The following is a 15,362-nucleotide window of genomic DNA, read 5'->3' as shown; positions in this document are numbered from 1 at the left end:
GGTCAGGCCACCTTGCCGCGCTTGATCGGTTCGACGTTGGCGCCGCTCATCCGCTCGGCGATCGCCTCGGTGATGAAGCGGGCGGTGATCGGCGTGCCGTCGTAGTGGAGGATGGGCACCAGCTTGGCGGGGTCGGTGCCGAGTTCGTTGACCAGCATCGTGCGCATCTGCGCATCGCGGTTCTGCTCGATGACGAACACCGTCTGGTGCGCGGCGACGAACTTGCCGACCTCGTCGCCGAAGGGGAAGGCGCGCAGCCGAAGGGTGTCCAGCTGCAGGTCGCGGGCGGCGAGGGCCTCGTGGGCCTCGGCCATGGCCGGGGCGGTGGAGCCGAAGTGGATCACGCCGAAGCGGGTGGGACGGTCGGCCTGCTTCTCGATGGCGGCGGGAACCAGCTTCTTCGCGGTGTCGTGCTTCTTCAGCAGGCGCTGGACGTTGTAGACGTAGTCGGGCCCGGCCTCGGAATAGCGGGCGTAGGCGTCCTTGGTGGTGCCACGGGTGAAGTAGCCGCCCTTGGTGGGGTGCGTGCCGGGCAGCGTGCGGAAGGGGATGCCGTCGCCGTCGACGTCGAGGTAGCGGCCGAAGTCGCGGCCGGCGTCGAGCATGTCGGCAGTCATCAGCTTGCCGCGGTCGTACCTGCGGGCGTCGTCCCACTTGAGCGGCGCGCACAGCCGCTGGTTCATGCCGATGTCGAGGTCGGTCATCAGGAAGACCGGCGTCTGCAGGCGGTCCGCCAGGTCGAGCGCCTGGGCCGCGAATTCGAAGCACTCGTGCGGGTCCTCGGGGATCAGCAGCACGTGCCGGGTGTCGCCGTGCGAGGCGTAGGCGCAGGCGATCAGGTCGGCCTGCTGGGTGCGCGTGGGCATGCCGGTGGAAGGCCCGCCGCGCTGCACGTCGATGATGACCGCCGGGATCTCGGCGAAGTAGGCCAGGCCGATGAACTCGGTCATCAGCGAAATGCCCGGGCCGGAGGTGGCGGTGAAGGCGCGCGCGCCGTTCCAGCCCGCGCCCACGACCATGCCGATCGAGGCGAGCTCGTCCTCGGCCTGGACGATCGCGAAGCGGTTCTCGCCGCTCTCCTTCTCGACCCGGAGCTTGCCGCAGAACTTCTGGAAGGCCTCGGCCACCGACGAGGAGGGCGTGATCGGATACCAGGCGCAGACCGTGGCGCCGCCATACACGCAGCCCAGCGCCGCCGCGGCGTTGCCCTCCATGAAGATCCGGTCGCCGACGTTGGCCGCGCGCCGGACCCGCAGGCCGATCGCGTCGTCGAGGTGCTCGGTGGCGTAGTGGAAGCCTTTGCGGAAGGCGTCGAGGTTGGGCGTGAGCAGCTTCTCCTTGCCCTTGTACTGCTCGCCGACCAGCTGTGCGATCGCCTCCGGCTCGATGCCCAGCAGCGCCGCGAGCACGCCCACGTACATGATGTTCTTGAGAAGCTGGCGCTCGCGCGGATCGGAGTAGGCCGCGTTGCACATCTGCGTGAGCGGCACGCCGATCGGGTGGATGTCGGGCCGGAACCTGCCGGGCGGCAGCGGCTTGGTGCTGTCGTAGAGCAGGTAGCCGCCAGGGTCCACCTCGGCCACGTCGCGGTCCCAGGTCTGCGGGTTCATCGCGACCATCAGGTCCACGCCGCCGCGGCGGCCCAGCCAGCCCTTCTCGGTGACGCGCACCTCGTACCAGGTGGGCAGGCCCTGGATGTTGGACGGGAAGATGTTGCGCGGGCTCACCGGCACGCCCATGCGCAGGAAGCTGCGGGCGAACAGCTCGTTGGCCGAGGCGGACCCCGAGCCGTTGACGTTCGCGAACTTGACGACGAAGTCGTTGACGGCCTCGATCCGCTTCATCAGGCTGCCTTCCTATGGGGGGGCCGGCAGGCGGGGCCGGCGTGGGTCATCGAGATCAGGGTTTTCTGCATGTCCCAGGCGCCGGTCGGGCAGCGCTCGGCGCACAGGCCGCAGTGCAGGCAGACGTCCTCGTCCTTGACCATGACGCGACCGGTCTTCAGTCCGTCCTGTACGTAGAGCGCCTGCTCGGCGTTCAGCGCGGGCGCCCGCAGGCGCTGGCGAAGCTCCGATTCCTCGCCGTCGGCGGTGAAGGTGATGCAGTCCATCGGGCAGATGTCGACGCAGGCGTCGCACTCGATGCACTGCGGCGGATTGAAGACCGTCTGCACGTCGCAGTTCAGGCAGCGATGGGCCTCGTGGATCGCGGTCTTCGCGTCGAAGCCCAGCTCGACCTCGACCCGGATGTCGCGCAGGGCCTGGTTGACGTCGCGCCAGGGCACCCGGTGACGCGCCTCGAGCGACACGTCGTTGTCGTAGCTCCACTCGTGGATGCCCATCTTCTGGGACATGGTCTCGACCGCGGGCAGCGGACGATCCTCGACCGGCTCGCCGTTGAGCATGCGGTCGATCGACACCGCGGCCTCGTGGCCGTGGGCGACCGCCCAGATGATGTTCTTGGGCCCGAGCGCCGCGTCGCCGCCGAAGAACACCCTGGGCAGCGTGGAGCGAAGGGTGACCGGGTGGAGCCTGGGCATGCCGGAGTCGTCGAACTCGATGCCGATGTCGCGCTCGATCCAGGGGAAGGCGTTCTCCTGGCCCACCGCCACAAGGACCTCGTCGCATTCGAGGTGGACGTCGGGCTCGCCCGCCGGCACCAGCTTGCGGCGTCCGCGCGCGTCGTACTCGGCGCGGACCTTCTCGAAGACCATGCCGGTCAGCTTGCCTTCGTCGTGCACGAAGGCCTTGGGCACCAGCCAGTTCAGGATGGGAATGCCCTCGTGCATCGCGTCTTCCTTCTCCCAGGGAGACGCCTTCATCTCGTCGAAGCCCGAGCGCACCACCACCTTGACGTCCTCGCCGCCGAGGCGGCGGGCGGTGCGGCAGCAGTCCATCGCGGTGTTGCCGCCGCCCAGCACGAGCACCCGCTTGCCGACCGAGCTGACGTGGCCGAAGGAGACCGAAGCCAGCCACTCGATGCCGATGTGGATCGCCGAATCGGCCTCGGCGCGGCCCGGGATGTCGAGGTCCCGGCCGCGCGGGGCGCCGCAGCCGACGAACACCGCGTCGAAGTCCTGCGCGAGCAGCTCGCGCATGGAATCGATGCGCGTGCCCGAGCGGTAGTCCACGCCGAGGCCGAGGATGTAGCCGGTTTCCTCGTCGATGACTTCCTCGGGCAGTCGGAAGCGGGGGATCTGCGTGCGGATCATCCCGCCGGCAGCCCGGCCTTCGTCGAACACGGTGACGCGATAGCCGATGGCGGCCAGGTCGCGCGCCACGGTGAGCGAGGCGGGCCCGCCGCCGATGCATGCCACGCGCGGCGCGTCGGGTCGGGCTGGCGGGCGGGGCAGACGGTGCCGGATGTCGTCCTTCAGGTCGGCGGCGACGCGCTTGAGCCGGCAGATGGCGACCGGTTCGGGTCGCTCGGCCTGGCGCTCCTCGACCCGGCCGCGCCGGCAGGCGGGCTCGCAGGGCCGGTCGCAGGTGCGGCCGAGAATGCCGGGGAAGACGTTGGATCGCCAGTTCACCATGTAGGCGTCGCTGTGACGCCCCGCGGCGATCAGCCGGATGTATTCGGGAACGGGGGTGTGGGCCGGGCAGGCCCACTGACAGTCGACCACCTTGTGGAAGTAGTCGGGATGCGAGATGTCGGTCGCCTGCAACGGGTCTCCTCCTGCATCGCCCGATGCTGCGGAGCCGCGCGCGGTTGCGGCGCTCGTGCGCATCGGTTTGCGGTCTTGTCCGCGGCAGTCTACTCCCGGGTTTGCGGGCGGCAAAGCGAGCATGTGTCGTTTGCGCGGCTTTTCGCCGGCGGGCGTGACTTTGTGCGCTGCGGTTTGCGGCATCCGGACTTCGCGGTGCAAACTTGCCGCCACCCCAACCCCTCGGAGCTCCCCATGTTCAAGAGCCTGTCGCGTTTCCTCTCCGCTGCACTCGTGGTGTCGATGCTCGGCGCCACGATGCCGGCGCCCGTGTCGGCACGGATGATCGGTTCCGAAGAAACCCTCACTGCCGCCCAGGTCGACGCGGATCGCGCAACGATCAATGCCTGGCTGGCCCGCGCGGAGGTCCGCGACGAGTTGGTGGCGATGGGCGTGAGCCCCGCCGAGGTCGAGGCGCGGGTCGCCGCGCTGGGTGACGACGAGGTCCGCAACCTGGCCGGCAAGGTCGGGACCGCCCCGGCGGGCGCCGGCATCGTCGGCGCGCTCGTGTTCGTCTTCGTCGTGTTGCTGGTCACCGACATCCTGGGCCTGACCAAGGTCTTCCCCTTCACTCGATCGGTCCGTTGACCCGGCGGGCGCTGCTCGCGGCGCTCGCCGTCGCGCCGCTGGCGCTCGCGGGCTGCGCGGCGCCGCAGGCGAACCGGCTCAGGTCGGCGATCGAGTCGGGCGCGGACCGGCCGCGCGGACTGCCGGCACGCGCCTCGATCGCCGGGGTTCCCTTCTTCGCGCAGCGCGAGTACGAGTGCGGACCGGCGGCGCTGGCCATGGCCATGCAGCCGGCCGGCGTCCGGGTGTCGCCCGATGCGCTGGTGCCCGAGGTCTGGGTGCCGGCGCGCCAGGGCAGCCTGCAGCCCGAAATGCTCGCCGCGCCCCGGCGGCGCGGCCTGCTCAGCGTGCGTCTGGGCGGCTCCCTCGAGGATCCGCTGCGGGCGCTGGCCGGCGGCCTGCCGGTGGTGGTGTTCCAGAACCTGGGTCTCGATGCCGCACCGTTCTGGCATTACGCGGTCCTGATCGGCTACGACCTGCAGCGCGGCACCGTCGTGCTGCACACCGGGGTCGAGGAGGCCTCGGAGCAGTCTATCCATCCGTTCGAGCGCACGTGGGTCCGCGGCGGCTCCTGGGCGATGACCGTGTCGCGCCCCGATCGGCTGCCCGATGGCGCCGGCGAGGAGGCGGCCGCGCGCGGCGTGGCCGGCCTGGAGCGGATCGATCCGGCCGCCGCCAGGCAAGGCTGGACGGCCGTGCTCGCGCGCTGGCCCGGCAACCGCACCGCGGCGCTGGGCCTGGGCAACGCGGCCTGGGCCGCCGGCGACAAGGCCGGGGCGCGCGCCGCCTGGCAGGCCGCGGTGCGCCGGCACCCCGACTTCGCGGATGCCTGGAACAACCTGGCCCACGCGCTGGCCGACGCGGGCGACCGGCGGGCGGCGATCGAGGCCGCGCGAAGGGCCGTGTTCCTGGGCGGGCCCCGCGTGCAGGCGTATCGCGAGACGCTCGATGGGCTGTCGGTGAAGGGGCTGCCGGACTGATTCGGGCAAAGCGCTGAAACTGTCGCTTCAGCGGCACGGTCATTCGGGCGTCGCCAGCCCCGGGTGATACCATTTCATGATTCGCCAAAGCTGCCTTATGTCCTGATCCCCACCCGTCAGCTCCGATTTGTCTCGAATCCCGTCACCGGAATCCGGTGAGGATTCGCCGGCGTCGTCCTTTCGCGACGGCCGGGCATCTTTGACGAGAAACTCGTTCAACAAGGTGAAGCACCATGATGAAAGCCTTCCGGTCGAACTCCTATCTGTTCGGCGGCAATGCTCCTTATGTCGAAGAGCTCTACGAGAGCTACCTGAACAACCCGGGCTCGGTGCCCGACGCCTGGCGTGCCTGGTTCGACAGCATGCAGATGGTGCCGGCGGCCGATGGAAAGCCCGAGACGCGTGACGTCGCGCACGCCCCCATCGTCCAGTCCTTCGCCGAGCGCGCCCGGGAGGGCACGCTGCAGCCCCGCGTCATGGGGGGCGACGCCGCCACCGCGCGCAAGCAGGTCTTCGTCCAGCAGCTGGTGGCCGCCTATCGCAACGTGGGCTCGCGCTGGGCCGACCTCGACCCGCTCAAGCGCCAGGAGCGCCCGGCGATCCCCGAGCTGGAGCCGGCGTTCTACGACTTCAGCGAAGGCGACCACGCCAACATCTATTCGGCGGCCAACACCTACTTCGGCTTCGACAACGCGCCGCTGCGCGACATCGTGCAGGCGCTGCGCGACACCTACTGCGGCTCGATCGGCGCCGAGTTCATGTACATCAGCGACCAGGCCCAGAAGCGCTGGTGGCAGGAGCGTCTGGAGTCGACCCGCGCCCGCCCGAACTACTCGCCCGAGAAGAAGAAGCGCATCCTGGAGCGGCTGACCGCCGCCGAGGGCCTGGAGCGCTACCTGCACACCAAGTTCGTCGGCCAGAAGCGCTTCTCGCTCGAGGGCGGCGAAAGCTTCATCCCGGCCATGGACGAGCTGATCCAGCGCGCCGGCCAGGTGGGCATCCAGGAGATCGTCATCGGCATGGCCCACCGCGGTCGCCTGAACGTGCTGGTTAACACGCTGGGCAAGATGCCCAAGGACCTGTTCGCCGAGTTCGAGGGGCGCCACGCCGACGACCTCCCCAGCGGCGACGTCAAGTACCACAAGGGCTTCTCGAGCGACGTCTCCACCCCGGGCGGTCCGGTCCACCTGTCGCTGGCCTTCAACCCCTCGCACCTGGAGATCGTGAACCCGGTGGTCGAGGGCTCGGCCAAGGCGCGCATGGTGCGGCGCGGCGATCGCAACGGCGATCAGGTCCTGCCGGTCCTGGTGCACGGCGACGCCGCCTTCGCGGGGCAGGGCGTGGTCATGGAGACGCTCAACCTGGCGCAGACCCGCGGCTACGGCACGCGCGGCACAGTGCACATCGTCATCAACAACCAGATCGGTTTCACCACCTCCGATCCGCGCGACACCCGCTCCACGATCTACTGCACCGACGTGGTCAAGATGATCGAGGCCCCGGTGCTGCACGTGAACGGCGACGACCCGGAGGCGGTCGTCCATGCCACGCAGCTGGCGCTCGACTACCGGCAGGAGTTCCGCAAGGACGTGGTCGTCGACATCGTCTGCTTCCGCAAGCTGGGCCACAACGAGCAGGACACCCCGGCGGTCACCCAGCCGATGATGTACAAGAAGGTCGCCCAGCATCCGGGCACCCGCAAGCTCTACGCCGACCGCCTGGCCACGCAGGGCGTGATCGCGGCCGACGAGGGCGATCGCTTCGTTGCCGAGTACCGCAAGGCGATGGACGAGGGCAAGCACACGGTCGACCCGGTCATCACCAACTTCAAGAGCAAGTACGCGGTCGACTGGCTGCCCTTCCTCAACCGCAAGTGGACCGATTCGGCCGACACCGCGGTGCCCTTGCCCGAGCTGCAGCGCCTGGGCGAGCGCATCACGACGCTGCCGGCCGACCTGAAGCTGCATCCGCTGGTCGAGAAGGTGGTCAACGACCGCCGGGCCATGGCCCGCGGCGAGCAGCCCCTCGACTGGGGCATGGGCGAGCACCTCGCCTTTGCCACGCTCTGCGCGGCCGGTTACGGCGTGCGACTGTCGGGCCAGGACTCCGGCCGCGGCACCTTCACCCACAGGCACGCGGTGCTGCACGACCAGAACCGCGAGAAGTGGGACGCCGGCGCCTACATCCCGCTGCAGTTCGTGGCCGACAACCAGGGCCAGTTCATCGTCATCGACTCGGTGCTGTCCGAGGAGGCGGTGCTCGCCTTCGAATACGGATATGCCTCGTCGGACCCCAACACCCTGGTGATCTGGGAAGCGCAGTTCGGCGACTTCGTGAACGGCGCGCAGGTGGTGATCGACCAGTTCATCTCGTCGGGCGAGACCAAGTGGGGCCGCGCCAATGGCCTGGTCATGATGCTGCCGCACGGCTACGAAGGGCAGGGCCCCGAACACTCGTCGGCCCGCCCGGAGCGCTTCCTGCAGCTGTGCGCCGAGCACAACATGCAGGTCTGCCAGCCGACCACGCCCGCGCAGATCTTCCACCTGCTGCGCCGGCAGATGATCCGGATGTTCCGCAAGCCGCTGGTCATCCTCACGCCGAAGTCGCTGCTGCGCAACAAGGAGGCGGTCTCGTCGCTCGACGATCTCGCCAAGGGCGAATTCCGCACGGTGCTCGGCGAGCCCGACCAGGCGATCGACCCGAAGAAGGTGCGCCGCGTGATCATCAGCACCGGGCGGGTCCACTACGACCTGCTGGTCGGGCGGCGCGAGCGCGAGCGCGACGACGTGGCGCTGCTGCGCATCGAGCAGCTCTATCCTTTCCCGCACAAGGCGCTCGAGGCCGAGCTCAGGAAGTACCCGAACGCCACGCAGGTGGTGTGGTGCCAGGACGAACCCCAGAACCAGGGCGCCTGGTTCTACCTGCAGCACCACATCGGCGAGGCGCTGAAGGACGGCCAGAAGCTCGCCTACGCAGGCCGCGCACCCTCGGCCTCGCCCGCGGTCGGTTACTACGACAAGCACTACGCGCAGCAGAAGGAGCTGATCGCCGCCGCGTTCGGCGATTCGAAGTCCCGCGCGCGCAAGACCGCCTGATCGTTCGCCCCGACTCCTCCTCCCCGATACCCGAATTCTCCGCTGGAGATCCAGAAAAATGGCCCTCATCGAAGTCAAGGTCCCGCAGCTCTCCGAATCGGTCGCCGAGGCGACCCTGCTGCAGTGGCACAAGAAAGTCGGCGAAGCGGTGGCTCGCGACGAGAACCTGATCGACATCGAGACCGACAAGGTCGTGCTCGAATTGCCCGCGCCGGACGCCGGCGTCATCACGCAGATCGTCAAGGGCGATGGCAGCACCGTCGTGGCGGGCGAGGTGATCGCGATCCTCGACACCGAGGCGAAGGCCGGCGCGGTTGCGGCGCCCGCCGCGGCGGCTGCGCCGGCGCAGGCTGTGCCGGCCGCAGCCGCGCCCGCGGCGGCCCCGGCTGCGGCCGGCGGCGCCAAGGCCGGCGTGGCGATGCCCGCGGCCGCCAAGCTGATGGCCGAAACCGGTCTCGCGCCTGCCCAGGTCGCGGGCACCGGCCGCGACGGCCGGATCACCAAGGGCGACGTGCTGGCCGCGGTCGGCGCGGCGGCGGCCGCCCCGACGCCCGCGATTCCCACCGGGGCGCCCACCAGCAGCCTGCCGGAGGTCAAGCCACCGGTCGACCTGGCGAGCATGCTCGAAGGCCGTCCTGAGCAGCGTGTGCCGATGTCGCGGCTGCGCCAGCGCGTGGCCGAGCGCCTGCTGCAGTCGCAGGCCACCAACGCGATCCTGACCACCTTCAACGAAGTCAACATGCAGCCGGTCATGGAGCTTCGCAAGAAGTACCAGGATCGCTTCGAGAAGGAGCACGGCACGCGCCTGGGTTTCATGTCCTTCTTCGTCAAGGCCGCGGTGCACGGGCTGAAGAAGTTCCCGGTTGTCAACGCCTCGGTGGACGGCACCGACATCGTCTATCACGGCTACTTCGACATCGGCGTGGCCGTGGGCTCGCCGCGCGGCCTGGTCGTGCCGGTGGTGCGCAACGCCGACCAGCTGACCTTCGGCCAGATCGAGAAGCAGATCGGCGAGTACGGCAAGCGCGCCCAGGACGGCAAGCTGGGCCTGGAAGACCTCACCGGCGGCACCTTCTCGATCAGCAACGGCGGCGTGTTCGGCTCGATGCTTTCGACCCCGATCATCAACCCGCCGCAGTCCGCGATCCTGGGCATCCATGCCACGAAGGAGCGGCCGGTGGTCGAGAACGGCCAGATCGTGATCCGGCCGATCAACTATCTGGCGCTGTCCTACGACCACCGGATCATCGACGGCCGCGAGGCGGTGCTGTTCCTGGTGGCCATCAAGGAAGCGCTCGAGGACCCGGCGCGCCTGCTGCTCGACCTGTAAGGAGATCGCGACATGTCCCTCAACTTCGACGTCGTCGTGATCGGCGCGGGCTCCAGCGGCTACATCGCCGCGGTCCGCGCGGCCCAGCTCGGCTTCCGGGTGGCCTGCGTCGAGAAGTGGCGCAATCCGAACGGCGACTACGCGCTGGGCGGCACCTGCCTGAACGTCGGCTGCATCCCCTCCAAGGCCTTGCTGGCCTCCAGCGAGGAGTTCGAGAAGGCGAGCGGTCACCTGGCCGAACACGGCATCTCGGCCAGCGGCGTGAAGATCGACGTGCCGCGGATGATCGCGCGCAAGGATGCGATCGTCTCCAAGATGACCAAGGGCATCGAGTTCCTGTTCCGCAAGAACAAGATCGCCTGGCTCAAGGGCCATGCCCGCTTCGTGTCCAACGAGGGCGAGTCGATCCGGCTCGAGATCACCGACGAAGGCGAGGAGGTCCAGCTGGTCGAGGCGGCCAACGTGATCATCGCCACCGGCTCCAGGCCGCGTCACCTGCCCGGCATCCCGGTCGACAACAAGATCGTCTGCGACAACGAAGGCGCGCTGGCGCTCACCGAGGTGCCCAGGCGCCTGGGTGTGATCGGCGCCGGCGTGATCGGACTCGAGCTGGGCTCGGTCTGGCGCCGGCTGGGCGCGGACGTGACCATCCTCGAGGCGCTGCCGGGCTTGCTCGCCGCCACCGACGTCGCGGTGCAGAAGGAGGCCGCCAAGCTGTTCGCCAAGCAGGGGTTGAAGATCAACCTCGGCGTGAACATCGGCGCGGTCGAGGTGGGAAAGAAAGGGGTCAGGGTCACCTGGACCGACAGCAAGGGCGAGGCGCAGCTGCTCGAATGCGACCGGCTGATCGTGTCGGTGGGCCGGGTGCCGCACACCGAGGGGCTCAATCTCGAGGCGATCGGGCTGTCGGTCGACGAGCGCGGCTTCGTTCCGGTCGATGGCCAGTGCCGCACCACGCTGCCCAATGTCTACGCAATCGGTGACGTGGTGCGTGGCCCGATGCTCGCGCACAAGGGCGAGGACGAGGGCGTGATGGTCGCCGAGCTCATCGCCGGCCAGAAGCCCCACATCGATTACAACACGATCCCCTGGGTCATCTACACCTCGCCCGAGATCGCCTGGGTCGGCAAGACCGAGCAGCAGCTCGAGGAAGAGGGCCGCGAGATCAAGACCGGCCAGTTCCCGTTCGCGGCCAACGGTCGCGCGCTGGGGATCGGCGCGCCCGAGGGCTTCGTGAAGGTGATCGCCGACGCCGCCACCGACGAGGTCCTGGGCGTGCACATCGTGGCGTCGTCGGCCTCGGACCTGATCGCCGAGGCCACGATGGCCATGGAATTCAAGGCTTCGGCCGAGGACATCGGCCGGATCTGCCACGCCCATCCGTCGCTGGCCGAGGTGATGCGCGAGGCGGCCCTGGCGGCTTCCGACAAGCGCGCGCTGAACATGTGACGATGAACGTCGTCGAGACCTGGCGCGCCGAGCTGGCGCGGCGCGGCTACCAGCCCGACGCCGCCCAGCTCGCGGCGATCGAGCGCCTGCAGCGGATGCACGACGAGCTGGTCGTGTTCAAGGCCAAGCGCGCCACCCGGCTCAAGCGGCTCATCAACCGGCCCCAGGTGCCGCGCGGCGTCTGGATGTACGGCGGCGTGGGCCGCGGCAAGAGCTTCCTGATGGACTGCTTTTACGAGGCGGTCCCGGTCGTGCGCAAGACGCGGCTGCATTTCCACGAGTTCATGCGAGGGGTGCACCGTGAGCTCGAGGAGCTCAAGGGCACGGCCGACCCGCTCGACGCGGTGGCCGAGCGGGTGGCGCGGCGCTACCGGCTGATCTGCTTCGACGAGTTCCACGTGTCGGACATCGCCGACGCGATGATCCTCGAACGGCTGATGCGCGGCCTGTTCGCGCACGGGGTCACCTTCGTGATGACCTCGAACTACCACCCGGACGCGCTGTATCCGGACGGCCTGCACCGCGACCGGATCCTGCCGGCGATCGCGCTGATCCGCCAGCACGTCGACGTGATGAACGTCGATGCCGGCATCGACTACCGGCGCCGCACGATGGCCCAGGTCAAGGCCTACCACTGCCCGGACGACGACGCGGCGCGCGCGGCGCTCGAGCAGGCCTTCGTGGCGGTGGCCGAGGCGCACGACGAGAATCCCCAGATGCTGATCGAGAACCGCGAGCTGCGCGCGCTGCGGCGCGCGGGCGGCGCGGTCTGGTTCGACTTCGGCACGCTGTGCGGCGGTCCGCGCTCGCAGAACGACTACCTCGAGATCGCGAGCCTCTTCCACACGTTGGTGCTGTCGGGCGTTCCGAAGATGGGCGCCAACATGGCCTCGGAAGCGCGCCGCTTCGTGTGGCTGGTCGACGTGCTCTACGACCGGCGGATCAAGCTGATCGTGTCCGCCGCCTGCCCGCCGGAGCAGCTCTACACCGAGGGGCCGATGGCCAACGAGTTCCACCGAACCGTGAGCCGGCTGGTCGAGATGCAGTCGCGCGAGTACCTCGAGGCGCCGCGCCGCGAGGAGGCCTCCGCGCTAGGCGAGGCGGGGTGAAGCAGACGGGCCTGCCGCGCCCGCGGCGAGCTTCATCAGCACCAGCGAGCAGTTGTCGCCTCGGCCGCGGGCCCGCTCCCGCGCCAGGTCGATCAGCAGCGCCGCCGCCTCGCGGCAGGCGCGCGACACGATGATCTGCGCGAGTTCCTCGGGATCGAAGTAGGCCCACAGGCCGTCGGAGCACAGCAAGAAGCTGTCGTCGGGGCGAGGATCGGCGATGCCGCCGATCTCGGCCCAGGGCTTGCGCTGTCCACCGATCGAGTTGACCAGCATCTGGGCCTGCGGGTGGAGCAGCGCGCGTTCCGCCGTGGCCCGCCCTTCGGTGACCAGCTGCCAGGCGTAGGTGTGGTCGCTGGTGCAGTGCTGCAGCTCGGTGCCGCGGAAGTGATAGATCCGGCTGTCGCCGACATGGCACCAGTCGACCCGGTCGGGCTGCACCAGGACCGACGCGAAGGTGCTGTGGGGCTCCTTGTCAGTGGCGAGCGCGGTGAGCTTGAGGACGGCGTGGACTTCATCGACCAGGTTGCCGAAGAAGTGCGCCGGCGACTCGACGCTGGGCGCGAACCGGTCGAAGCAGTTCTGCGCGGTGAGGATCACGTTCTCGGCGGCCAGAGCGCCGCCGCTGCGGCCGCCCAGGCCGTCGGCCAGCACGCCGAGGGCGCAGCGCTGGGCCTGGCGACCCTGGAGGATGGCGACCCGGTCCTGTTGCTCGCTCCTGTCGCCGCGGTGCTGGCCGGTACAGGCGGCGATCTGCAGGCCGGTCAGGCTGGATTCGGTCACGCGCATGGTGCAGAATGATATTCGATACCATGTCCGACGACCGAAGCCCCGAATCGATCCAGCGCCGCATCGCCGAGTTGCAGCTCGAGCATCGTGGCCTCGACGCCATGATCGACGCACTCGGTCGCGAGCCCCGTTTCGACGAGCTGCAGCTGCGCAGGCTGAAGAAGCGCAAGTTGCAGATCAAGGACACGATCATGCTGCTGCAGATGCAGCTGGTGCCCGACGTCCCGGCCTGAACGCCCGTTTCGGTCCTTTTCAACGGCCCGCCCTGCCGGATCGCCGCCACCGCCCCCTGCCTTGTCCGTTCCAGATCACGATTTCGCCGGCCGTGTCGCCTCGGCATTCGAGCCCGACGGCCAGCTCGCCCGCGCACACCCCGGCTTCGTCGCGCGCGAAGGGCAGCGCCGGATGGCCGTCGCGGTGGCCGAAGCCATCGAGCAGGGCGAGGCGCTGGTCGCCGAAGCGGGGACCGGCACCGGGAAGACCTTCGCCTACCTGGTGCCCGCCCTGGTGTCGGGCGGGCGAGTGCTGATCAGCACCGGCACGCGGACCCTGCAGGACCAGCTGTTCCGGCGGGACCTGCCGGCGGTGCGCGACGCGCTGGGGCTGGGCCTGCGGATCGCCCTGCTCAAGGGCCGGTCCAACTACGTCTGCCATCACCACCTGCGTCGCAACCTCGAGGACGGCCGCTTCGAGCGCCGCGAGGACGCAGCCGTGCTGCGCCGGATCGAGCGCTTCGCGGCGATAAGCAGCACCGGCGATCGCGCCGATGCGCCGGGCATTGCCGAGGACTCGCCGGTCTGGGCGCGGGCGGTGTCGACCCGCGAGAACTGCCTGGGCCAGGACTGCCCGGACTTCGACCGCTGTTTCGTGTTCAAGGCCCGTCAGGCGGCGCAGCAGGCCGACGTGGTGGTCGTCAACCACCACCTCTTCTGCGCCGATCTGGCGCTCCGGGACGAGGGCGTCTCGGAGCTGTTGCCGAGCGCGGCCGCGGTGATCTTCGACGAGGCCCACCAGCTGCCCGAGACCGCGGTGCAGTTCTTCGGCCGAAGCCTGTCGACGCGCCAGCTCGGCGACTTCGCCCGCGACCTACTGCGGATCGGCCTGGCCGACGCGCGCGACACCGCCGACTGGACGCCGGCCTCGGGCGAGATCGAGCAGGCGCTGCGCGTCTGGCGGCTCGCCGCAGGACGGCCCGGCCGGCGCGACGCGCCGCAGCTGCGCGGCGACCGCGAGCAGCGGCAGGCCCTGGACGCGCTGCTCGCCTTGCTCGACCGGATCGATGCGCTGCTGATGGGCGCGGCCCAGCGCAGCCGGGACCTGGCCCGGCTCGCCCTGCGGGGCGCCGAGCTGCACCGGCGGCTCGCGCAATGGCTGGCGATGCTTGACGGGACGGCGATCCGGCCGGGTGCCGAACCGCACGAGAAGGGCGAGACGGACGGGCCCGCCGACGAGCTCGACGAGGCGGTGTTGTGGAGCGAGGTTCACCAGAGCGGGGTCACGCTGCACGCGACGCCGCTGTCGGTGGCGCCGGCCATGAGACGCCATCGGGAGCAGACGCTGCGCAGCTGGATTTTCGTGTCGGCCACGCTGTCGGTGGCCGGCGACTTCGCCCACTTCACCGAGGCGATCGGGATGCCCGACGCCCGCACGCTGCAGCTGGGCAGCCCCTTCGACTACGAGAGGAACGCGCGGCTGCTGGTGCCCAGGGACTGCGGCGATCCTGGCAGCCCGGAGTTCGCCGATCGCCTGGTCGAGACCTGCTGGCCGCTGATCGAGGCCAACGGCGGCCGGGCCTTCGTGCTGTGCACCAGCCTGCGGATGGTGGATCGCGTGTCGGCGCTGCTGCGCGAGCGCGCGGGCCGCCAGGAGGCGCCGATCGAGCTGCTGGTGCAGGGCAGTGCGCCGCGCGCCGCGCTGCTGGAACGATTCCGCGTCGCCGATCGCCCGGTGCTTGTGGGCAGCGCGAGCTTCTGGGAAGGGGTGGACGTGGCCGGCCGGCAGCTGTCGCTGGTCATCATCGACAAGCTGCCCTTCGCGCCGCCCGACGACCCGGTGCTGCGCGCGCGCATCGACGCCTTGCGCCGGCGAGGCGGCGATCCGTTCAGGGAAATCCAGCTGCCCGCGGCCGCCATGGCGCTCAAGCAGGGCGCGGGCCGCCTGATCCGCTCGGAGACCGATCGCGGGCTGCTGGTGGTCTGCGACGACCGGCTGGTGACGCGCGGCTACGGACGCAGCCTGGTGCGCAGCATGCCGCCGTTCACGATCCTGCGGGATGCCGGCGAGGCGCTCGCGTGGCTGAGGGACGAAGCCTAGTGTGAACAGGCCCTGGAAGGGCGGGAGCGC

General features: G+C 69.8%; 11 protein-coding genes. 8 read left to right on the top strand and 3 right to left on the bottom strand.

What is annotated here, in order from left to right:
- Window positions 1-2: 2 nt before the first annotated feature.
- Window positions 3-1,844, bottom strand: a complete 1,842-nt coding sequence (locus FHP08_RS06370) for a 2-oxoacid:acceptor oxidoreductase subunit alpha (protein WP_147703478.1) — start codon at window positions 1,842-1,844, stop codon at window positions 3-5.
- Window positions 1,844-3,664, bottom strand: a complete 1,821-nt coding sequence (locus FHP08_RS06365) for an FAD-dependent oxidoreductase (protein WP_147703477.1) — start codon at window positions 3,662-3,664, stop codon at window positions 1,844-1,846. Before FHP08_RS06365 ends, FHP08_RS06370 begins: the two co-directional genes overlap by 1 nt.
- A 234-nt stretch (window positions 3,665-3,898) precedes the next feature.
- On the opposite strand from FHP08_RS06365, the gene FHP08_RS06360 reads away from it, so the two are divergent.
- The 6 genes from FHP08_RS06360 (at window position 3,899) to zapE (ending at window position 12,233) form a co-directional block, all read left to right on the top strand.
- Window positions 3,899-4,291 (top strand): PA2779 family protein, encoded by a 393-nt coding sequence (locus FHP08_RS06360; protein WP_147703476.1) that lies wholly within the window; start codon window positions 3,899-3,901, stop codon window positions 4,289-4,291.
- A complete protein-coding gene (locus FHP08_RS06355; protein ID WP_147703475.1) occupies window positions 4,288-5,250 on the top strand; it encodes a PA2778 family cysteine peptidase in 963 nt (320 codons plus the stop codon). Before FHP08_RS06360 ends, FHP08_RS06355 begins: the two co-directional genes overlap by 4 nt.
- Before the next feature lie 236 nt (window positions 5,251-5,486).
- Entirely contained in the window at window positions 5,487-8,345 is a 2,859-nt protein-coding gene (locus tag FHP08_RS06350; RefSeq protein ID WP_147703796.1) for a 2-oxoglutarate dehydrogenase E1 component, read from the top strand.
- A 58-nt stretch (window positions 8,346-8,403) separates the two neighbouring features.
- Window positions 8,404-9,675 (top strand): 2-oxoglutarate dehydrogenase complex dihydrolipoyllysine-residue succinyltransferase, encoded by a 1,272-nt coding sequence (odhB, locus tag FHP08_RS06345; RefSeq protein ID WP_147703474.1) that lies wholly within the window; start codon window positions 8,404-8,406, stop codon window positions 9,673-9,675.
- 12 nt (window positions 9,676-9,687) lie between these two features.
- Window positions 9,688-11,124, top strand: coding sequence for a dihydrolipoyl dehydrogenase (gene lpdA / locus FHP08_RS06340; RefSeq protein WP_147703473.1), 1,437 nt, complete (start codon window positions 9,688-9,690; stop codon window positions 11,122-11,124).
- Between the two features lie 2 nt (window positions 11,125-11,126).
- Window positions 11,127-12,233, top strand: coding sequence for a cell division protein ZapE (gene zapE, locus FHP08_RS06335; protein ID WP_147703472.1), 1,107 nt, complete (start codon window positions 11,127-11,129; stop codon window positions 12,231-12,233).
- On the opposite strand, the gene FHP08_RS06330 is transcribed toward zapE, so the two are convergent.
- Complete coding sequence (locus FHP08_RS06330) at window positions 12,216-13,019, bottom strand: PP2C family protein-serine/threonine phosphatase (RefSeq protein WP_147703471.1); 804 nt, start codon at window positions 13,017-13,019, stop codon at window positions 12,216-12,218. The two genes, zapE and FHP08_RS06330, sit on opposite strands and share 18 nt — an antisense overlap.
- A 23-nt stretch (window positions 13,020-13,042) precedes the next feature.
- Here FHP08_RS06330 and FHP08_RS06325 point away from each other — a divergent pair, with 23 nt between their 5' ends.
- Window positions 13,043-13,252 carry a YdcH family protein gene (locus tag FHP08_RS06325; protein ID WP_147703470.1) on the top strand — a complete coding sequence of 70 codons (210 nt, stop codon included), beginning with the start codon at window positions 13,043-13,045 and terminating at the stop codon, window positions 13,250-13,252.
- Window positions 13,253-13,313: 61 nt separating this feature from the next.
- Window positions 13,314-15,332: an ATP-dependent DNA helicase gene (locus FHP08_RS06320; RefSeq protein ID WP_147703469.1), complete on the top strand. Its 2,019-nt coding sequence runs from the start codon at window positions 13,314-13,316 to the stop codon at window positions 15,330-15,332.
- Window positions 15,333-15,362 lie beyond the last annotated feature (30 nt).

Origin of the sequence: Zeimonas arvi (assembly GCF_008039575.1) — a bacterium.
GTDB lineage: Bacteria > Pseudomonadota > Gammaproteobacteria > Burkholderiales > Burkholderiaceae_E > Zeimonas > Zeimonas arvi.
This window is presented reverse-complemented; position numbering and strand designations above follow the sequence as displayed.

Bases quoted from the DNA above. Each gene is read 5' to 3' on its own strand.
- FHP08_RS06350 (WP_147703796.1), top strand. From the start codon at position 5,487: ATGAAAGCCTTCCGGTCGAACTCCTATCTGTTCGGCGGCAATGCTCCT.
- zapE (WP_147703472.1), top strand. From the start codon at position 11,127: ATGAACGTCGTCGAGACCTGGCGCGCCGAGCTGGCGCGGCGCGGCTAC.
- FHP08_RS06325 (WP_147703470.1), top strand. From the start codon at position 13,043: ATGTCCGACGACCGAAGCCCCGAATCGATCCAGCGCCGCATCGCCGAG.
- FHP08_RS06330 (WP_147703471.1), bottom strand. From the start codon at position 13,019: ATGCGCGTGACCGAATCCAGCCTGACCGGCCTGCAGATCGCCGCCTGT.
- FHP08_RS06360 (WP_147703476.1), top strand. From the start codon at position 3,899: ATGTTCAAGAGCCTGTCGCGTTTCCTCTCCGCTGCACTCGTGGTGTCG.
- FHP08_RS06370 (WP_147703478.1), bottom strand. From the start codon at position 1,844: ATGAAGCGGATCGAGGCCGTCAACGACTTCGTCGTCAAGTTCGCGAAC.
- odhB (WP_147703474.1), top strand. From the start codon at position 8,404: ATGGCCCTCATCGAAGTCAAGGTCCCGCAGCTCTCCGAATCGGTCGCC.
- lpdA (WP_147703473.1), top strand. From the start codon at position 9,688: ATGTCCCTCAACTTCGACGTCGTCGTGATCGGCGCGGGCTCCAGCGGC.